General features: G+C 65.3%; 15 protein-coding genes. 1 reads left to right on the forward strand and 14 read right to left on the reverse strand.

What is annotated here, in order from left to right:
• Window positions 1-2 precede the first annotated feature (2 nt).
• From ACPPVV_RS17920 to ACPPVV_RS17980, 13 genes are all read right to left on the reverse strand, one after another.
• Window positions 3-743, reverse strand: coding sequence for a hypothetical protein (locus tag ACPPVV_RS17920; protein WP_426701221.1), 741 nt, complete (start codon window positions 741-743; stop codon window positions 3-5).
• Complete coding sequence (gene gspM / locus ACPPVV_RS17925) at window positions 740-1,387, reverse strand: type II secretion system protein GspM (RefSeq protein WP_426701222.1); 648 nt, start codon at window positions 1,385-1,387, stop codon at window positions 740-742. Before gspM ends, ACPPVV_RS17920 begins: the two co-directional genes overlap by 4 nt.
• Complete coding sequence (locus ACPPVV_RS17930; protein ID WP_426701223.1) at window positions 1,384-2,568, reverse strand: PilN domain-containing protein; 1,185 nt, start codon at window positions 2,566-2,568, stop codon at window positions 1,384-1,386. The genes gspM and ACPPVV_RS17930 overlap by 4 nt, the downstream gene beginning before the upstream one ends.
• Window positions 2,565-3,434 (reverse strand): general secretion pathway protein GspK, encoded by an 870-nt coding sequence (locus ACPPVV_RS17935; RefSeq protein WP_426701224.1) that lies wholly within the window; start codon window positions 3,432-3,434, stop codon window positions 2,565-2,567. The genes ACPPVV_RS17930 and ACPPVV_RS17935 overlap by 4 nt, the downstream gene beginning before the upstream one ends.
• Window positions 3,431-4,087 (reverse strand): prepilin-type N-terminal cleavage/methylation domain-containing protein, encoded by a 657-nt coding sequence (locus ACPPVV_RS17940; protein ID WP_426701225.1) that lies wholly within the window; start codon window positions 4,085-4,087, stop codon window positions 3,431-3,433. Before ACPPVV_RS17940 ends, ACPPVV_RS17935 begins: the two co-directional genes overlap by 4 nt.
• Entirely contained in the window at window positions 4,084-4,512 is a 429-nt protein-coding gene (locus ACPPVV_RS17945) for a type IV pilus modification PilV family protein (RefSeq protein WP_426701226.1), read from the reverse strand. The genes ACPPVV_RS17940 and ACPPVV_RS17945 overlap by 4 nt, the downstream gene beginning before the upstream one ends.
• Window positions 4,509-4,967: a GspH/FimT family pseudopilin gene (locus tag ACPPVV_RS17950; RefSeq protein WP_426701227.1), complete on the reverse strand. Its 459-nt coding sequence runs from the start codon at window positions 4,965-4,967 to the stop codon at window positions 4,509-4,511. Before ACPPVV_RS17950 ends, ACPPVV_RS17945 begins: the two co-directional genes overlap by 4 nt.
• Before the next feature lie 2 nt (window positions 4,968-4,969).
• Complete coding sequence (gene gspG / locus ACPPVV_RS17955; protein WP_426703273.1) at window positions 4,970-5,338, reverse strand: type II secretion system major pseudopilin GspG; 369 nt, start codon at window positions 5,336-5,338, stop codon at window positions 4,970-4,972.
• A gap of 202 nt (window positions 5,339-5,540) precedes the next feature.
• Window positions 5,541-6,758 carry a type II secretion system inner membrane protein GspF gene (gene gspF, locus ACPPVV_RS17960; RefSeq protein ID WP_426701228.1) on the reverse strand — a complete coding sequence of 406 codons (1,218 nt, stop codon included), beginning with the start codon at window positions 6,756-6,758 and terminating at the stop codon, window positions 5,541-5,543.
• Between the two features lie 129 nt (window positions 6,759-6,887).
• Complete coding sequence (gene gspE / locus ACPPVV_RS17965) at window positions 6,888-8,621, reverse strand: type II secretion system ATPase GspE (protein WP_426701229.1); 1,734 nt, start codon at window positions 8,619-8,621, stop codon at window positions 6,888-6,890.
• Between the two features lie 176 nt (window positions 8,622-8,797).
• Entirely contained in the window at window positions 8,798-14,632 is a 5,835-nt protein-coding gene (locus ACPPVV_RS17970) for an ESPR-type extended signal peptide-containing protein (RefSeq protein ID WP_426701230.1), read from the reverse strand.
• A gap of 344 nt (window positions 14,633-14,976) precedes the next feature.
• Window positions 14,977-16,983 carry a PA domain-containing protein gene (locus ACPPVV_RS17975; RefSeq protein WP_426701231.1) on the reverse strand — a complete coding sequence of 669 codons (2,007 nt, stop codon included), beginning with the start codon at window positions 16,981-16,983 and terminating at the stop codon, window positions 14,977-14,979.
• Window positions 16,980-17,420, reverse strand: coding sequence for a post-PEP-CTERM-1 domain-containing protein (locus ACPPVV_RS17980; RefSeq protein WP_426701232.1), 441 nt, complete (start codon window positions 17,418-17,420; stop codon window positions 16,980-16,982). Before ACPPVV_RS17980 ends, ACPPVV_RS17975 begins: the two co-directional genes overlap by 4 nt.
• A 486-nt stretch (window positions 17,421-17,906) precedes the next feature.
• Here ACPPVV_RS17980 and ACPPVV_RS17985 point away from each other — a divergent pair, with 486 nt between their 5' ends.
• Complete coding sequence (locus ACPPVV_RS17985) at window positions 17,907-18,701, forward strand: TatD family hydrolase (protein ID WP_426701233.1); 795 nt, start codon at window positions 17,907-17,909, stop codon at window positions 18,699-18,701.
• 49 nt (window positions 18,702-18,750) lie between these two features.
• Here the strand turns inward: ACPPVV_RS17985 and ACPPVV_RS17990 are convergent, their stop codons facing one another.
• Window positions 18,751-19,287 (reverse strand): pseudouridine synthase, encoded by a 537-nt coding sequence (locus tag ACPPVV_RS17990; protein WP_426701234.1) that lies wholly within the window; start codon window positions 19,285-19,287, stop codon window positions 18,751-18,753.
• Window positions 19,288-19,296: the final 9 nt, after the last annotated feature.

A 19,296-nucleotide genomic window follows, 5' to 3' on the forward strand; every position in this document is an offset into this window, starting at 1 on the left:
GATCAACGTACTCCTTCTTTGGCCGCGGCGGCGCGTGCGGCCCGACGTCTCTGAATGTTTTCGCGCAGCCGGGCAGCTGCCGATTCCATGGCATGGTTGGGCGTCGGTGGCGGTTGCAGTTTGATCGTTGGCGTGGGTTGCGGCGCATTGATGGTGGCGTTGCCGGAGCCGTTGCGATCGGCGTCGTTCGCATCGACCCGCGTCATGCCGGTGCCGGATGCGGGATGGCCTTCGTCGGCGTTTGCGCCACCTTTCGGTTGATCGATCGGTGCGCCGGCGGGAAGCTTCAGTTCGGTGCGTCCGCCCGAGGCGTCGAACAACGCCGAACGCGGATGGACCTCCACCAGTTTCACGCTGCCATCGGACAACGATTCGCCTTCATGCAGACGCACCTGCTTGTCGCCGTTCTTGTCGTGCAGCAACGCCATGTGCAAGCCGGGCGTGAGGATGATGCCGGTCAGTTCGAGGTCACCGAGCGTGCTGCCACCATCGGCCGCGCGCGCAATCGGTTTGCGATCGGGACTGAACAGCGGCTTCTGCCAGACCAGTGCGAACTGCTGCAGCGGCTGGGGCTGCGGCAGATTGGCTGGATTCCCGGCCGGCGGCAGCGGCGCCAGCGTGCGCGGCGCGTCCCATGTCGCGCCGCGGCCTATACCGGCCAGCAACAGCAACAACAAGGCACCCAACAAGACCGCTATCGCGACCAGCAGCGGGGTCAGCTGACGTTGGTTGGCGGCGTTCAAAGCACGGTCCCTGCGTCATCGGAAGATCGACTGGTTAGGACGGGCGCGGCGCGCGCCGGTCGTACATAGCCGGACAGGGTGAACTGCACTTCCAGCGGCGCGGCGTGATCCTGCTGGGCGGCCACCGGGTTGCGATAGATGCTGAGGTCGTCGATGAAAAGGTACGGCGTACCCTGCTCCAGCGCCTGCAGCACGGCCGCCAACGGTTCCAGATCGCAACTCAGGCTGATGCTGACGGCCGCCTTCCGGTAGGGCTCGCCGGCAGTGGCCGGCGGATTCGGCAACGGCATTTTCTGACTCACCACGCAGCTGCCGCCTTTGGTGGTGTTGCCGACCACGTCGACCACGCGTTGCATCAGGTCGGCCGCGGCGGTGTTCGGATCGTCGGCGGCGAGGAAGGCGCTGCTGGCGGCCTGGCCGGCACCCAGCGCGGCGATACGCTGTTGCAGTGCCGGCTTCTCCGCGATCGCAGCGGCGTAGCGGCTGTGCGTATCGCGCAGTTCGACCATCTCGCTACGCGCCTGTTGCAGCGGCGCCACGAACCACCAGTGCAACAACACGACATAAGCCAGCAGCAAGACCAGCAACAGCAGGATGATGGCCGCGATGCGACTGTCACGCGGATTCAGTGCGGTCATCTTCATGGCGCACTGCCGCCTGTCGCCGGTGCTGCCGGCGACCTCGGCTTGACGGCGGCAGGTTGCTTCACCCGCGCGGTCAGGTAGAAGCGTTCCTTGCCGGTGCTCGGATCGGGCTGGATGCTGCCCTGGAAACTGGCGTCGGTGATCAGCTGCGAATCCTTTAGCGTATCGAGCAGCTTCGCCGCCTGCTGGCTCTGTCCCTGGATGCCGATCTGGCCGGTGTTGTCGATGCTGAAACGCTCCAGCCACGCACTGTCCGGCAATCGCGCGGTGGTCTCCAGCAACAGAGCGAGCATGCTGACGGTGTTCTTCTTGCGCTGGGCCAGGAAGCCGGCCGCGCCGGCGTTGTCCTGCAATTGTTGCCGCAGCGATGCCACCTGTTGTGCCTCGCCACGCATGCCCTCGACCTCGGCCTGCATCTGGCCCAGCGCGGCCTGCCGGTTGTGCAGCCACTCGCCCAGCACCAACGCCACCAACAGCACGCAGGCGGCGGCCAGAATCAGGTTCAAGCGTCGCCGTGGATGCGCGCGATGCGGAACCTGGTCGGGCGGCAACAGGTTGACGCCAAGGCGATCGTCCGCCACGGCCACGTCCACCGCGTCGATCGGAATGCTCTGGGCTTGCGTTCGCGCCAGCAGCGGATCCAGTGTGTCGCGGGTGATCACCACCAGCTCCGCATTGAAACGGCCCGTCGCGGCGGGCGTAGGCAACTCGCGCGCGGCGTAGTACACCTGCGCCACGGTGAACGGCGTCTGCCGATCCATCTCGAACGCGGCGACCTGCAAGAGGTTGTCGCGGGCCGCCAGCGGCAACGCCAGTGTTCGCCGCAACACGACGGCCGCGGGCAACAGCAAGGCCAGGCGCAGATCTTCGCGATCCACCCGCTGCAACGCCGTGCTCAATGCCGCCGGTGCAACGCGACTGCCATCGGACGTCGCCGCTGCATCCTCGTGCCAGTTCGCCAGCGGTTCGCGCTGGCCGGCGTGGCGCAGGGTCCATTGCATGCCGGTCTGCTGCAGCACATACCAGTCTGCACCGCTGTCGAACCAGCCACGCCAGCGCACGGGCAGCAGCGCGCGCAGCTCGCCGCCCCACCAACCGAGGAACGCCGGCATCGGCGAAGCACGCCAGCCACGGCATACACCCTCCACCAACGGCCGCAGCGACTGCGTTGCCGTACTCATTCCGCCTCTCCCTCTTGCCAGCGCAGCACTACATACGGTTGCGCCTGCCCCGCCTGCAGGCGAATCGTTGCGCGCAGGATCGCGCGCGTGCCGTCGGCCAGCGTAGCCTCCGACCGGATACTATGCGTTGTTCCGTTGTTGAGGGCCAGACTCGGATCGTTCGCATTTTTCAGCCGTGCGGCCTGGATCGCATTCTGCTGCTGCGGCGTCATCCCCGGGATCGCGGCCAGCGCCAGCGGCGGCGCGGTATTCGGGTCCGGACTCGAATTGCCGGCCCATATCGTCACCGCCGGCGCCACCAGCCGATACAGTGCCGGTGTCATGCCTAGCACCATCTGCAACTCTTCGACGCTGGCGAAGGGCCCGTTGCGCGGACCGTAATCGCGCCCCGCGGCAGTGTAGGCCGCCTGTTGGGTAGCGGACTCCGACAGCAGGCCGATCTGGGTGCGCCAGTCCACCACATGATCGGCCAGCGACTGAGCCTCGGCCGGTTTCACGCCGGCCGCACGAAACAGGCCCACCAGTACCTCGGGCGAAGCCGAGTTGAGATCGACCTTGCCGCCTTCGTCGATCGCCCGCAAGGTGACCGTGGCGTTGTCGTAACGGAAGGAATAGACCCGCCCATCACCCACCCAGCGCTGCCTCGGCTGCGGGCTCTGCAAGCCATAGACGGCGCGCATCAGGCCAGCTTCGGCGGCGTAATGCGCCTGGGTCTGGGCAAACTGGTAGCGCGCCTGCAGACCCTCCGTGCGGGCCAGCGCGGCATAACCGCCAAGCAGGATTGCCAGCAGCGTGCATGCCCACAGCACCAGCAACAAGGCAACCCCGCGCTGGCGGGCTGGCAGCGGCAGCGGCCGGCGCCTCATCGCATGCCTCCGCGCAAACCCATCCGCATCAATCCGGTCTGCGCGGGGTTGACCCGCAACGGCACGTCCAGTTGCGGCCAGCTCTCGCGTCCCTGCGATTGCAGATCGATGCGCACAAGCTGGGGCAGCAACCGGCCATCGGCCCAGCTGGCCGACCACGGCACGGGCGCGCCTTGCCGGTCGACGCCGCGATAATTGAAACTGCCCTGGCTGATGTGATCGAACAGGACCTGCGGCTCGCCCAGCGGCTGCGGCGGTTTCTTTCCGTCCGGCGGCAGCAGGGCCAGGCTCAGCTCCAGCCGGAATCCGCCATGACCGTCTTCGACCAGTTGCAGCCGCTGCAACTGCGGACCCAGCTTGCCGAGGTAACCCGGCAGCGGTGCGACATAACGCATCTCGCGCGCACTACCCTCGAAATAGATCGGCTCGCCTTGATCGGTCTTGCCGAACGGCTGGGTCAGGCTCTGCGCCAGTTCGCGGCGCAGGAACTGCTGGGCCGAGCGGATCTGATCGATCCGTTCGACTGTCGCAGTGCCGGAGCGCACGCTGTGGGTAGCCGTGCGGATGCCCGAATACACACCGACCAGCAACAGCGCCAGCAGCACCAGCGAGGCGAGTACTTCCAGCAGGGTAAAACCGGCCGCGCGTTTCATGGGGCTGCCCGTGCATTGCCGGCCACATCCGGCCCACCCAGGCGCAAGGTGCGGAAGTGCGCCGAGCGCGGATGTACCGACGGCCCCCACAACACGTCCAGATCCAGCTGATACAGGTGCAACGGCGCATCCGGCGCGGCGACGCCGATCTGGTTCCATGGCGTCACATTGAGTTGCCAGCGGAACTGCTGATCGAAACGGCCCGAGCTGCTGCCCGGCTTGATCGATTCGCCCACGAACGCACTATCCAGCAGGCTGCGCGCACGCATCGCCGCCTCGCTGTGTTCGGCCGCATTGTGGGTCAGGTTGATCGATGCGCCGGCCACCTTCATCAGGGCAGTGAACGCGATGGCCAGCAGCAGGATCGCCGCGATCACCTCGAGCAGGCTGAAACCTTGCTGACGGCGGAAAGGCGCCACGTTCATCGCACAGCCACCGTGTCGACCACGCGCACTTCGCCGGTCAGCCACGATACGTTGACGTGCCACTGGCGCTTGCCGGTCTGCAGGGTGATGCGCCCACCGGTGGAACTGCCATCGGGGAAGAAACGGATGCGCCCGGTATGGTCGTTCGGCTGATCGTCCTTGGCGCTGGTGATGCTGATGCGCAGGCCCTTGGGCAAACGCACGTTCCGCTGTTTCACGTCGCGGTAGGTATTCGCGCGGGTATCGACGTCGAAGTTCTGCTCCTGCCCGCGCACGATCGCCTGCGCGCGGGTGGCGCGCAACGCGCCGGCGAGCTCGCTGCTGGCCGCACGCACGCGCGCACTGGCCAGACCCTGCGTCACCGAGATCGATACCGCGGCCGCCGCGATGCCGATCAACAGGATCACCGCCAGCATTTCCAGCAAGGTGAAGCCCTGGGCGCGCGCGGTCGTCATGCCTACTGCCAGTTACCCACGTCCTTGCTGTAACCGTCGCCACCGGGTTTGCCGTCCTGGCCGTAGAACGTCAGGTCGAAACTGCCGTTCTGGCCGGGATACTGGTAGCCGAACGGATGACCCCAGGGATCTTTCAACTCGGAGGCCTTGGCGTAGGGCCCCTGCCAGTTCGTCGCGTTGGCCGGCTTGACCGCCAGGTTCTCGAGCTGCTGCGGGGGCGCGCCGTTGTCCAGCGAATAGTTCTCGATCTTCTGGCTCAATGTCATCAGCTGCGCCTTGCCGGCGCCGTACTTGCCCTTGTCGACGTTCTTGCCGACCTGGGTCACCACCACCGCGCCGATGATGCCGATCAGCACGATCACCGCGAGCATTTCCAGCAGGGTGAAGCCGCTTGCGCGCGAGGAACGGGGAACGACGAATGGGGAACCGGGGGATCTGTGCGAGCCTGACGTGCCCGTTCCCAGCACGGTGGAATCAGAGCCTGCGCACGCAGATCGCGGCAGATCGCCACGTCCTGCGTTCACCGCTCCCCGTTCCCGCTTTCGCATCAATGTCATCACATTCTCCACGTAGTCATTGAATGTTGCTGGTCAGGCTGAGCAGTGGCAGCAGGATCGCCGCCATGATGATCGCCACCATCACCGTCATCACGATGGTCAGCGCCGGCACCAGCGCAGCCAGTAAACGATCGATCGCGCGTTTGGACTCAAGTTCAAATGTATCGGCGACTTTCAGCAACATCGTGTCGAGCTGGCCGGCTTCCTCGCCCACCTGCACCATCTGCATCGCCAGCCGCGGAAACAGCTTCGATTGCCCTAACGCGAGACTGAGCCCGGCACCCCCCTTGACCTGCTCATGCGCCGCGCTGAGTGCCGTATCCAGCGCGATATTGCTGGTGACCTGGCGCGCGATGGTCAGCGCACTCAACAACGGTACGCCGTTTTTCAGCAAGGTTCCGAGCGTGCGCGCGATCCGCGCCGTCTCCACTTTCAACAGCAACGGGCCAATCATTCGCATGCCCAGCAACTTCGTGTGCCAGGCCAGGCGCGCGGCTGGGTCGCGCAACCGCGCGCGCCAGAAGAACACGCCGCCGCCGAGCACCAGCAGGATCAGCCACCACCACGCCTGCAGGGTGTTGCCGAGCACCAGCACGGCCTGGGTGATCCACGGGATCGGTACCTGCATGTCCTCGAAGATCGGCACGAACTGCGGCACCACGTAGGCCAGCAGCAACACCAGCGAACCGAGTACGCCGACCATCAGGAATGCCGGGTAGATCAACGCGTTGACGATGCTGCCGCGCATCGCCTGGGCGCGTTCCAGGTAATCGGCGAGCCGGCGCAAGGTTTCTTCCAGCGAGCCGCCTGCCTCGCCGGCGCGCACCAGGCTGACGTACAGCTTGGGGAAAACACCATGCTCCTCGTCCAGCGCCGAGGACAAGGTGTTGCCGCCGCGTACGCGATCGCGCACGCGCTCGATCAGCTTCTTGGCACTCTCGCTTTCGGGCAGGTCGAGCAGAATGCTGAGCGCGCGGTCCAGTGGCTGGCCGGCGCCGAGCAGGGTCGCCAGTTGATGGGTGAACTGGGCCAGCTGATCACCAGTGAACGGACCACGCTTGAACAACGCCGCGAGGCCACTGCCGCCAACAGCGCCATCGGCCGGCTGTGCCTCCAGTGGGGTATGGCCCTGGTCCTGCAGGCGGCTGATCACTTCCTCGACGCTGGCAGCTTCCATCTGGCCCTGCAGTGTCTCGCCGGCGTCGCTGACCGCCTTGTAACGGAACTGGGTCATGGCTTGAGAGCGGGCAACGGGCAAACGCAGCCCGTATCGCAAACCCGCGCGCATGCGCTACGCCCAGCCCGTTCGGCATGAGGCCGAAAGCATGAAAACGTGGACCGCATCCGGACCGTTCCCGAAGCATCAGCCTTCTTGCGTAACACGCAACACCTCCTCCAGCGTGGTTACGCCAGCCACCGCCTTGGCGATGCCGTCCTCGTACATCGTGCGCATGCCCTCGGCGCGTGCCTGTTTTTCAATGTCGCCCTCGTTCGCGTGCTGCATCACCAGCCGGCGCAGCGGGTCGCTCATGGTGAGGAATTCCATGATCGCGCGACGGCCACGGTAACCGCTGGGATTGGCCGCGCTGCTGCCCGGTTTCCACAACCGGATCGGCCGCTCGTCGGTGTATTTCTCCAGCTCGAACTGCGCGATCACTTCCGGCAGCGCCTCGTAGGAAACCGCCGTCTCCGGATCGAGCCGGCGCACCAGCCGCTGAGCCAGGATGCCGTTGATGGTGGAGCCGAGCAGGTAATCCTCCACGCCCATGTCGAGCAGGCGCGTGATGCCGCCAGCGGCCGAGTTGGTATGCAGCGTGGACAGCACCAGGTGGCCGGTCAGCGCGGACTGGATCGCGATGCGGCACGTCTCCAGATCGCGCATTTCGCCGATCATGATCACGTCCGGATCCTGGCGCATGATCGAGCGCAACGCACCGGAGAAATCCAGCCCGATCTGCGGCTTCACCTGGATCTGGTTGATGCCTTCGAGCTGGTACTCGACCGGATCCTCGACGGTGATGATCTTCACGTCGTTGGTGTTGATCTGCGACAGCGCGGTGTACAGCGTGGTGGTCTTGCCCGAGCCGGTCGGGCCGGTGACGAGCAGGATGCCGTGCGGCTTTTCCAGCACGTCGACGAAGCGCTGCTGGAAGCTGCCGGTGAAGCCGAGCGAGGCGAAGTCGAACACCACCGATTCGCGATCCAGGATGCGCATCACCACCGACTCGCCGAAGCTGGTCGGCACCGTCGATACGCGCAGGTCCAGCTCCTTGCCCTGCACGCGCAACTGGATACGGCCGTCCTGCGGCAAACGGCGCTCGGCGATGTTGAGCCGCGCCATGATTTTCACGCGCGAGATCACCGCGGCGGTGGACGACGAGGGCGGTGCTTCCACTTCGTGCAGAACGCCATCGATGCGGTAACGTACCTTCAGGCGGTTTTCGAACGGTTCGATATGGACGTCCGAAGCGCGCTGCTCCACGGCACGCTGAAGTATGAGGTTGACCAGCCGGATCACCGGGGCCTCGGACGCAAGATCGCGCAGGTGCTCGACGTCGTCCTCCTCGGCCGCGCTGCCATCGAGGTTCTCGACGATCGTGCCCATCGCCGAGCGGCCGGTGCCGTAATAGCGTTCGATCAGACCATCGATTTCCGAACGCAAGCCGACGCGCAAGGCGACCGGTCGGCCAGCCGCCAGTTCGATCGCCTGCCGCGGATACGGATCAGCCGGATCGGCGACGATCAGGGCCAGTCCGTGCACGTCGTCCTGCACCGGCACCACGTGTTGCTGCTTGAGAAAACGCAGCGACACGTCGAGGTCGGCCGGCGGCAGTTCCGGCGCATCGCGCGCGGCCAGTAGCGGCACCTGCAACAATTCGGCCCAGGCCTCGGCCAGGTCGCGCTCGGACACCAGCCCGAGCCGCGCCATCAAGGTGGTCAGGGTACCTTCGGCGGATTCCTCATGCAGTCGTCGGGCGCGACCCAGATCGCTGTCCTTCAAACGGCCGCGCGCCACCAGCCACGCGCAGACTTCCGCCTCGCGATCATCCACGGACATGCCTGCCCCGCTGACCGCCGGCTCAATCACTGCCGACATCCTCCACCCCACTCAATACATGCGAAACCGTCAACGCCCCCTGTAGCGAAACGGTAAACGCCATAATTATCACATCCGACGGGCAACATGCGAGCGCCGCCTGCAATCATCCACCGCAAGAAAAAGCCGGCGCCCGTGAGGACGCCGGCCCGAACTTCGAACGAGGTGCGATCGACTTACCAGCCGATACCCACGCCCACGCCACCGGACGCTTCATTGCCGCTGACCGCGCCACCGAAAGTCACGTTAGCCCTCGGCGACAACTGGCGCGAGTAACCGACCGATAGCGCCGATTGACCGTGATATCCACCCACGCCTACGCCCAACCGGTTCGCCGTGTTGATGCCCTGCGTGCTGAATGCCATTTGCGCCATTGCCGTACCCATGGCACCGACCTGGTTCACACGTTTGTCCATCGCATGGAACTGGTTATTGAACTGGTCGCGCAACGTATTGACGTCGCTGGTGGTGGCGAAACTGCCGACTTTCTTGTCGGTGTACGCGTTTGCACTCTGCAGGGTCTGCTGGGCGGTGGCATCGGTATAGCCCTTGGCCGTCACCAGCGCGTCCTGCACCTGGCCCAGGTTCGCCGCATCCGTGGCCTGGGTGCCGGCCGCCACGTTGGTGATCTGGCGATTGTTTGCCGCCGTGCCCACCGACACCGTATTGGCGCGATCGGCGACCGAACCCTGGCCCAGCGCAACCGCTCCAGCCGCGGTTGCCGTGGCACCCTGGCCAAGCGCGACGCCCGAAGCCGCCGTGACATGGCTATCGGCGCCCACGGCCACACCATTGGTTGCCGCGGCATCGATCAAGGCATTATTGCCGTATGCGCTGCTCCCGTCCGCATTGACGGTTGCTCCCGTGCCGACGGCGGTGTCATGCGAATCCTGTGCATGGCTGCCGGCGCCGACGGCCAGACCATTACCGGTGCCGCCGACCACGCCGTTGCTGCCGCTGCCACCGCCACCGTTCTCCACGTTGGTGATGCGGCTATCCAGCTGGCTGATGCTGTTGAGGGCACCGCTGAGTGCACCATCGAGCGCACCCAGCGCACCGCCGACATTGTTGTAGCTGCCGCCCTGAATCGCGTAGTTGGGCATGGTCATCGTGCCGCCTGCCTGCAACATCGCACCGCCACCGAGAGCCCCCATCACATCTTCGATCTGACCGACCGTGGCAGCGTCGCTCGAGACGTTGCTCGCCTGCACATTGCTGATCCGCGTACCGCTGGAGCCGCCCAGGGTGACCTGATCCTTGCCGACGTCGTCGTACTTCACCGCGAGCGCATCGGTTTGCACGGCCTGAGCGGCCACCGCATCGAGCTGACTCTTGTTCACCGCATCGGTGTCTTCCGTACCTGCCGCCACATTGGTGATCTGGCGCTCCGCACCGGCACTGCCTACCGACACCGTGTTGGCGCGATCCGCAAACGAAGCGGCACCCAACGCCACGCTGTTGTCCGCATCGGCCTCGCTGCTGTCACCCAGCGCCACGCTGCTCTCGCCAGCGGCCAGTGCGCCCACGCCCACCGCCGTCGAGTAGTCGCCGGCAGCACCGGCGGCATAGCCCACACTCGTGCCCAGCGCACCCTCGGCACTGCTCTGGCTACCCACCGCGGTACTGCCGTCGTTCGACGCGACCGCGGCATAACCCAGCGCCAGCGACTGCACGCCCGTGGCCTGCGATTCCGCGCCCACCGCCGTCGCCACTGAACCACTGGCAAAGGCCAGCCCACCCACCGCCGTCGACTCATCGCCATCCGCTTCGGCACCGATGCCGAATGCCGAGGCCGCCAGGCCGCTGGCAATCGCGCTCGCGCCCACCGCCGTGCCGCCCTCGCCCGCACTCGTTGCCGAGAACGCGATCGGATCGCCGTTCGCGTCGATCAACACCGTCGAGGCCGTACCGCCCACCGCCACACTGTCCGAACCGGTCGCCTGTGCGCCGGCACCGTAAGCCGAGCTGTTGCTGGCCGAGGCCACCGAGCCGGCACCCGTCGCCGTCGTGTTGTCGGCACCGGCCACGGCATGGGCACCGTTCGCCACGCTGTTGGCACCCGAAGCCACGCTGTTGAAGCCCGTCGCCGTGCTGTAGTCACCCAGCGCCTGCACTGCCGAACCCACGGCCGATGCACCCACACCCAGCGCGATGCTGTTCGAGCCCAGCGCCACGCTGTTGGCACCTTCGGCGTCTGACTGGAAGCCGTATGCGGCGCTCTCATCGCCTACCGCAAAACTGCTCGCTCCCGCGGCCACCGTGTGCTCACCGAACGCCAGCGAATCCTCGCTGCCATCGGTCAACCCATCGGCAGACAAGAAGTGCGACGCCGAAGTCGTGCTGCTGGCTATCGCATCGAGCTGGCCCTTGTTCACCGCATCGGTGGCTTCCGTACCTGCCGCCACGTTGGTGATCTGGCGCTCCGCACCGGCACTGCCTACCGACACCGTGTTGGCGCGATCGGCAAGCGAACCGGCACCCAGCGCCACGGCATTGTCCGCATCGGCCTCGCTGCTGTCACCCAGCGCCACGCTGCTCTCGCCGATGGCCAGTGCGCCCACGCCCACTGCCGTCGAAAAGTCGCCGGCAGCACCGGCGGCATAGCCCACACTCGTGCCCAGCGCACCCTCGGCACTGCTCTGGCTACCCACCGCGGTACTGCCGTCGTTCGACGCGACCGCGGCATAACCCAGCGCCAGCGACTGCACGCCCGTGGCCTGCGATTCCGCACCCACCGCCGTCGCCACAGAGCCACTGGCAAAGGCCAGCCCACCCACCGCCGTCGACTCATCGCCATCCGCTTCGGCACCGATGCCGAATGCCGAGGCCGCCAGGCCGCTGGCAATCGCGCTCGCGCCGACCGCCGTGCCGCCCTCGCCCGCACTCGTTGCCGAGAACGCGATCGGATCGCCGTTCGCGTCGATCAACACCGTCGAGGCCGTACCGCCCACCGCCACACTGTCCGAACCGGTCGCCTGTGCGCCGGCACCGTAAGCCGAGCTGTTGCTGGCCGAGGCCACCGAGCCGGCACCCGTCGCCGTCGTGTTGTCGGCACCGGCCACGGCATGGGCACCGTTCGCCACGCTGTTGGCACCCGAAGCCACGCTGTTGAAGCCCGTCGCCGTGCTGTAGTCACCCAGCGCCTGCACTGCCGAACCCACGGCCGATGCACCCACACCCAGCGCGATGCTGTTCGAGCCCAGCGCCACGCTGTTGGCACCTTCGGCGTCTGACTGGAAGCCGTATGCGGCGCTCTCATCGCCTACCGCAAAACTGCTCGCTCCCGCGGCCACCGTGTGCTCACCGAACGCCAGCGAATCCTCGCTGCCATCGGTCAACCCATCGGCAGACAAGAAGTGCGACGCCGAAGTCGTGCTGCTGGCCATCGCATCGAGCTGACCCTTGTTCACCGCATCGGTGTCTTCCGTACCTGCGGCCACATTGGTGATCTGACGCTCCGCACCGGCGCTGCCCACCGAAATCGTGTTCGCCACATCCGCGACCGAGTTCGAACCCAGCGCCACGCTGTCGTTAGCGCTCGCATTGGCGTTGTAGCCCAGTGCCACGCTGCGTGCACCGCCGGCCTGGTTGAACGCACCGACCGCCACCGACGTATCTCCCGTGGCCGAGGCCTTGTAGCCCACCGCCGTGCGATACGAGTTGCTGCTGTCGTCATTGGCGTCGAGGGCATTGGCCGCACCGGTGTTGGCGTACGTGCCCATCGCCGTGTCGCCCACGCCTTTGGCCTGCGCCCCGAAACCCACCGCCGAAGCAAGTTGCCCGGCGATGTTGGTTCCGGTCACTGTGCCGTCGCCGCCGCCGATCGCCATGCCACCGAAGTTACCGGTGGTCGTCGCGCCGCTACCCATCGCGATCGCACCGTCACCGTTGGCTACCGAGCGCGGTCCAATCGCTACGCTGTCCAGACCATTGATCTGGGCATCGTCGTGGGTCCCCGACGAATTTGCCTTGAAGTAACGCATCGAACCATCGATCGACGCTGCCAGCTGGTCCACGTTCACTGCATCGGTACCCGACGTGCCCGCGGCCACGTTGGTGATCTGGCGCTCCGCACCGGCACTGCCCACCGATACCGTGTTGGCGCGATCCGCAAACGAGGCGGCACCCAGCGCCACGCTGTTGTCCGCATCGGCCTCGCTGCTGTCACCCAGCGCCACGCTGCTCTCGCCGATGGCCAGTGCACCCACGCCCACCGCCGTGGAGTAGTCACCGGCGGCACCGGCGGCATAACCCACACTCGTGCCCAGTGCACCCTCGGCACTGCTCTGGCTACCCACCGCGGTACTGCCGTCGTTCGACGCGACCGCGGCATAACCCAGCGCCAGCGACTGCACGCCCGTGGCCTGCGATTCCGCACCCACCGCCGTCGCCACAGAGCCACTGGCAAAGGCCAGCCCACCCACCGCCGTCGACTCATCGCCATCCGCTTCGGCACCGATGCCGAATGCCGAGGCCGCCAGGCCGCTGGCAATCGCGCTCGCGCCGACCGCCGTGCCGCCCTCGCCCGCACTCGTTGCCGAGAACGCGATCGGATCGCCGTTCGCGTCGATCAACACCGTCGAGGCCGTACCGCCCACCGCCACACTGTCCGAACCGGTCGCCTGTGCGCCGGCACCGTAAGCCGAGCTGTTGCTGGCCGAGGCCACCGAGCCGGCACCCGTCGCCGTCGTGTTGTCGGCACCGGCCACGGCATGGGCACCGTTCGCCACGCTGTTGGCACCCGAAGCCACGCTGTTGAAGCCCGTCGCCGTGCTGTAGTCACCCAGCGCCTGCACTGCCGAACCCACGGCCGATGCACCCACACCCAGCGCGATGCTGTTCGAGCCCAGCGCCACGCTGTTGGCACCTTCGGCGTCTGACTGGAAGCCGTATGCGGCGCTCTCATCGCCTACCGCAAAACTGCTCGCTCCCGCGGCCACCGTGTGCTCACCGAACGCCAGCGAATCCTCGCTGCCATCGGTCAACCCATCGGCAGACAAGAAGTGCGACGCCGAAGTCGTGCTGCTGGCTATCGCATCGAGCTGGCCCTTGTTCACCGCATCGGTGGCTTCCGTACCTGCCGCCACGTTGGTGATCTGGCGCTCGGCGCCGGCACTGCCCACCGAAATTGTGTTGATACGGTCGGCGAACGAGTCGGAGCCCAGGGCAACGGCGTTGTACGCGCTGCCATCCACATGCGAACCCGAGCCGAGAGCCGTGCTGTTGTAGCCCTCGGCGTTGGAGTTGTAGCCGAATGAAGACGCCTGCTGGGCGGAGGAACGGCTGGCCGCACCCAACGCTGTCGCACGAGCCGCCGTAGCCTGGGCCTTGACCGAGCCATTCTCGCCAAGCCCGCCGAGCGCCACGCTCTCCGGACCCGAGGCGATGCTGCCTTCACCGATCGCCACGCTGCTCGAGCTGCTTGACTGCGCTCCCAAACCCAAAGCCAACGACCCACGTCCGGTCGCCTGGCTGGTTACGCCGACAGCCGTCGACCCTATGCCCGTGGCCCGGCTTGACGCACCGACAGCCGTCGACAATGCGTTGGATGCCTCGCTGTCATAACCAATGGCGATCGCCATGACACCGTCTGCCGCGCTGGTGCCACCCAGTGCGATGGCGCCCACCTGGCTGGCCGTGCTGGCGTAACCATTGGCGACCGCCGACATCCCGCTGGCAGTGGAATGCATGCCGAACGCTGTCGCATACGATGCTGTTGCCTTCGCCTCGTAACCGATCGCCGTCGAAAATTCAACCGCTTCGGCTGCCTGGCCGCCGGCCGTACCACCATTGTCCACGACGGGAGCCACCACCGGATTTCCAGCCGGATCGGCCTCGAACTGGGCTGCCGACACCTGGCCGGCGCCCAGCGCCAATGCGATGCCGGCAGCCGCCACGAGTGCACGCACGCGCTTCGACGGACCGCCCTTGCCATTCGCCTTGGCGAACTCGGAAGCAACCACGAGCGCGCCCAACGATGCGTTCCATACCTTGCTGTAGATCTTGTTCATGGCTTCCCCTGCAATAGCGATACATCAATGATTTTTGGCGCCGGATACAATCTGCCGCGCCCCGTCGCGCCTGACTGAAGTGCGTCGAGCATCGCGCACGATTCATGCCATGGCGCAGTTGTTATGTAGTCACGACAAACAGCCGTCTAAACGTCTGTTAGACATTCAAACTTCGATCACCCCGATATCGTCTTGGCGTACATGAGATCTCCGGCTCGCCGGAGATCTCATGCGCCGCTCGGGCCTGCCATTCACCGACATGTGCTGACGACATGCCCTGGTGGCCCGGTTGAATCGGCAGGAACGGATTGGATCGCACGATCGAATCCGTCCCTGTTCCCCTACTACTGCGGGACGTTGGTGAAGTTGCCGAGAACGGTCACCCCGCTATAGTCCTTTTCACCTACGACCGTGACGTAATAGGTTCCCGCAGCCGGACGGGTAAGGAGAACCACCTCGTTGTTGCTGCCAGCATGCGCGGACTTGTAGGTGTAGCTCGACGTAGTGGCTGCGTCGCCCACTTTCACGTAGATGGATACATCGCCGCTGCCGCCCAGCGTACGCATGCTCAGGCCAACTGCCCCAGCCGGAACATCGATCGTATAGACCTTGCTGGTGCCGGCTTTGCCGCTCTGAGCCGTGAGCAGCAGCCCGTTCTGCAGGATGACCGGGGCGTACGGGCTCCACGTATTGAACTGCTTCAGGGTTTCCGCATTGCTGAGGCAGACATTCAGGCTGGTGGCCTGTCCGGAAGTGATCAACTGCTTGCTGACCAGATCGGCTACGTAGGTTTGCATGGCTGCCCGGTAGTCGCCCACCGTAGCCGAATTTCCGGCGATCATCTTGGCGTTGGAAAGCACATTGGCGCCAATCACGATACCGCCCGGAATCCATGTCGGTATGCCGGTGTTGCAGGTCAGCAGCAACTGACCACCATCACTGATGCCCCAACCTTCGTCCTTGAACATGGCCGGGGTCAGATCGAGGTTGATGTGCCCTTCCAGATCCGGGCTTTCGGCGTACTCCATCAGCGCATTTGGCGACAGTCGCGTGTCGTAATGGGAGAACGACGAACCGGAGGCCAGGACCGCCGGCGCATAGATCTTGACGAAGCCCGCTGCATCGGCACCAGCCAGCCCCTGCCCCAAGCCCAGACTCACGCTCAGGCCCGCGGCATTCTGCTTGAGCGCAGCGCCGTCGACATTGCTGACCATCAGCGTCGGGATGTTGTTCGGATCGGTATCGCCACCTGCGGTAATCACTCCCGCCGCGTTGTTGGCGATGATCACGCCAGTGGCTCCAGCCGCTTCGGCAAGACGTGCCTTGACCGCGAAACCGCAGACACCACGATCAACGATCGCGATATGGCCAGCGATATCCGCCGCATTGGTCAACGGATAGCAAGCCTGCGTGCTGTCGGCGCCATCCACGTCCGGGCCGTGTGCCACGACAGCCGAGCCGGCGAAGTTCTGCACGGTCGGTACCGGGCCGAATGCCGCCGGGGCGTATTCGAACTCACCCACGGCCCCTGCCGTCGCAACCGCTTTCAGCACAGGCGGCTTGCCGAGCGCGAGCGGCGCTTCGGCCACGACATTCGGTCCGCGCATGACAAGCATGCCGTCCTTCAACGCCGAGGCTTTGCGCTGCGCGTTGGTGAGATCGCCCCAATACGCATTGTTGGAGTCGTCGTAGACGAAGGACGAGTAGATGTCGTTCTTGCCACCGGAGAGCGCGCCGGTACTCAGGTTGCTGCGTCCGGCGAAGCCAAGGCCGTGGCCCATCTCGTGCAGCATCACGTTGAGCAGGTTGGACTGGCCGGACGGCGTGTTGCCGTCGAGGCCGAAGTACCAGCCCGAATCCGGCAGGCAGCTTGCGGTGCCCAGGGCGCCGTTGAAGGACATCGACATGTCGGACTGGGTGGGTGTCGCGTCGGTCCCGAGGTACATGTTGACCAACGCGCCGGGGTACCAGATGTTCAGCTTCGCACCGGCCGGCAACGACGCGGGATCGGTGAAGTTGGCATAACCCAGCGTGCCCGTCGAACCCAGCACCACGCCGGCACCGTCAGGATCACACTGGAGTGCCTTGAAGGAGGCGTCGACCATGACCGGTACGTCGCTCTTCAGCACCGCGCCCCACATGTTGGCTGCGAAGGTAAAGACGATACGTGCCTGTTCGCCGCGGGTAGTGCCCTGGTTGCCACCCACCGAAGCGGTCGGTGTCAGGTCGTTGAGGCCCACGCCGGCCGCATCCTTGTTGATGATGCGAACATCGGCGGCGGTGGCACTGGCGGCAACACCCAGCAGGCCGGCGATCACGATGGCGCTGAAAAGCTTGTTGTGGCGGATCACTGGGTCACCTCCACTGCGGCGGCATGCTGAACGCTGTCGCCCGGATGCATGGCCACGAGATGGCCATTCGCATCGCGCTTGCCGACCACGTTGCTCATTTCGCTCTCCGGGGTATCCATCAGCTCCACTTCGACACCCTTTATGCGCACCTTGCGCAGTGTCTTGAGTGCTTCGGCTTCGTTGCGCGGGCGACCGCTGGTACTGGGTCGCAGGGCCTGATTCTGGCGGTTGAGGTTGACGGACTTCGCGAATGCCGCCGCCTCTTCGGCCGTTGGCGCCCGAAGCTTCTTGGTGATCGGATCAAAAACGGCAATCTGCATGGAGCCGCTGGACGCTTCGACCGGCTGCGCCGGCTGCACCGGCTTCTCGGACGCCATCGCCACACTGGCAAACAGACCCGTCATGGCGATGGCCATGAGCACTACTTTCTTGTGCATGAAAACTCCCTCCCGTTGAAAAAAACATCACCGCTGATCGGCGTTGCAAAATTCGGGGTGCAACCTATCCGCGCCCCTGACTGCGCATCGAATCTGGTTACCCATGGATTGAATACTCAAGCTACCGCTGAAGGCTGCTGCGGACCGGAACAGGGCAATCACCCTCAATCGACTGCACTTCCGGTTTCGCCATCCGATACCCGAATCGGACACACCCTGTCGCAGACACTCACCCCTTCAGACCCATGCTCTTCGCCCGTACTCGCCGGCCAATGACCCCCCATTGACCGGAAAAGCAAAAACACGCTCGTTATCCGAATAACCATCGCAAAACCGGGCGCGTCATCACGAAATTAGCAGTGAGATCTTACGGTCGTCAACGCCAATCTTGCATCAGACAAATTCCTATGTGCTGCAGCGCAAGGCCACGACTTGCATGACGGCCGAGGTCTGCAAGAATCGCTGATCCGGCCAACGCTGAAAGCCATGCAATTACTAGACATCGGTGCCAACCTCACCCACGAGTCGTTTCATCACGATCTGGATGCTGTGCTGCAGCGTGCGCATGCGCATGGTGTCTACCGTATGGTGGTTACCGGTGCATCGCGCGAGGGCAGCCGGCACGCAGTGGCCTTGGCGGAGGCGCATCCGGACATATTGTCGGCGACGGCTGGCGTGCATCCGCATCATGCGATCGACTACGACGATGCGACCGACAGGCTCCTGCGTGAACTGGCGCAACATCCTTCGGTTTGTGCGATGGGCGAAACCGGGCTCGACTACAACCGCAATTATTCGCCGCGTGATGTGCAGCTACAGGTATTCGAACGCCAGTTGCGAATTGCGGCCGAGTTGCAGATCCCACTTTTCCTGCACCAGCGCGATGCCCACGCGGATTTCATCGCGCTACTGCGGCGTTATCGTGACCAGATACCGGGCGCGGTGGTGCACTGCTTCACCGATACCGGCGAGGCGCTGCGTGATTATCTCGAACTGGATTGCCACATCGGCATCACCGGCTGGATCTGCGACGAGCGCCGCGGCACGCATCTGCGCGAACTGGTCCGCATGATCCCGGCGAACCGGCTGATGCTGGAGACCGACGCGCCCTATCTCCTGCCGCGCACCGTGCGGCCGCAGCCCGCGCATCGGCGCAACGAGCCGATGTACCTGAAGCACATTTGCGAGGAGGTCGCCCGCGATCGCGGCGAGACGGTCGAAGTCACGGCGGCGAACAGCACGGCGACGGCCGAGGCGTTTTTCGGGCTTTCCGCGCGCTGAGGGTCAGGAGTACGCCTCGCCCACGCCTGAGGCAGGTACAACGACGGGATCAGTCTGCCAGCCGCCTTGTTTCACCGGGAGCCAGGTCGTCCAGCGCGAATTCTCCGATGCGTACACGGATCAGTCGCAGGGTGGGAAAGCCGACAGCGGCAGTCATGCGGCGCACCTGACGATTGCGACCCTCGCGAAGCGTCAGGCTGAGCCAGCTGGTGGGAATGTGCTTGCGAAAACGTACCGGCGGATCACGCGGCCACAGCCAGTCCGGGGTGGTGGCGAGGATGGCATCGGCCGGCAAGGTCGGGCCATCGTTCAGCTGCACGCCGCGACGCAACGACTGCAACGCGGTTTCGTCGACTTCACCGTCGACCTGCGCCAGGTAGGTCTTGGCCTGCTTGTGGCGTGGATCGGTGAGCTGGTGGGCGAGGCGGCCGTCATCGGTCAGCAGCAGCAGGCCTTCACTGTCCTGGTCCAGCCGTCCAGCCGCATAGACGTCTTTTTGTCGAACAAGATCAGCCAGCGTGCGGCGGCCGCCGCCATCGGTGAACTGGCACAGCACGCCGTACGGTTTGTTCAACGCGATCAGCATCGCCAGGAC

This window comes from Rhodanobacter sp. Col0626, from assembly GCF_049994385.1.
Lineage (GTDB): Bacteria > Pseudomonadota > Gammaproteobacteria > Xanthomonadales > Rhodanobacteraceae > Rhodanobacter.

Bases quoted from the DNA above. Each gene is read 5' to 3' on its own strand.
- gspG (WP_426703273.1), bottom strand. From the start codon at position 5,338: ATGCTCGCGGTGATCGTGCTGATCGGCATCATCGGCGCGGTGGTGGTG.
- ACPPVV_RS17985 (WP_426701233.1), top strand. From the start codon at position 17,907: ATGCAATTACTAGACATCGGTGCCAACCTCACCCACGAGTCGTTTCAT.
- ACPPVV_RS17940 (WP_426701225.1), bottom strand. From the start codon at position 4,087: ATGAAACGCGCGGCCGGTTTTACCCTGCTGGAAGTACTCGCCTCGCTG.
- ACPPVV_RS17950 (WP_426701227.1), bottom strand. From the start codon at position 4,967: ATGACGACCGCGCGCGCCCAGGGCTTCACCTTGCTGGAAATGCTGGCG.
- ACPPVV_RS17945 (WP_426701226.1), bottom strand. From the start codon at position 4,512: ATGAACGTGGCGCCTTTCCGCCGTCAGCAAGGTTTCAGCCTGCTCGAG.
- ACPPVV_RS17990 (WP_426701234.1), bottom strand. From the start codon at position 19,287: ATGCTGATCGCGTTGAACAAACCGTACGGCGTGCTGTGCCAGTTCACC.
- gspF (WP_426701228.1), bottom strand. From the start codon at position 6,758: ATGACCCAGTTCCGTTACAAGGCGGTCAGCGACGCCGGCGAGACACTG.
- gspM (WP_426701222.1), bottom strand. From the start codon at position 1,387: ATGAAGATGACCGCACTGAATCCGCGTGACAGTCGCATCGCGGCCATC.
- ACPPVV_RS17930 (WP_426701223.1), bottom strand. From the start codon at position 2,568: ATGAGTACGGCAACGCAGTCGCTGCGGCCGTTGGTGGAGGGTGTATGC.
- gspE (WP_426701229.1), bottom strand. From the start codon at position 8,621: ATGTCGGCAGTGATTGAGCCGGCGGTCAGCGGGGCAGGCATGTCCGTG.
- ACPPVV_RS17980 (WP_426701232.1), bottom strand. From the start codon at position 17,420: ATGCACAAGAAAGTAGTGCTCATGGCCATCGCCATGACGGGTCTGTTT.
- ACPPVV_RS17935 (WP_426701224.1), bottom strand. From the start codon at position 3,434: ATGAGGCGCCGGCCGCTGCCGCTGCCAGCCCGCCAGCGCGGGGTTGCC.
- ACPPVV_RS17970 (WP_426701230.1), bottom strand. From the start codon at position 14,632: ATGAACAAGATCTACAGCAAGGTATGGAACGCATCGTTGGGCGCGCTC.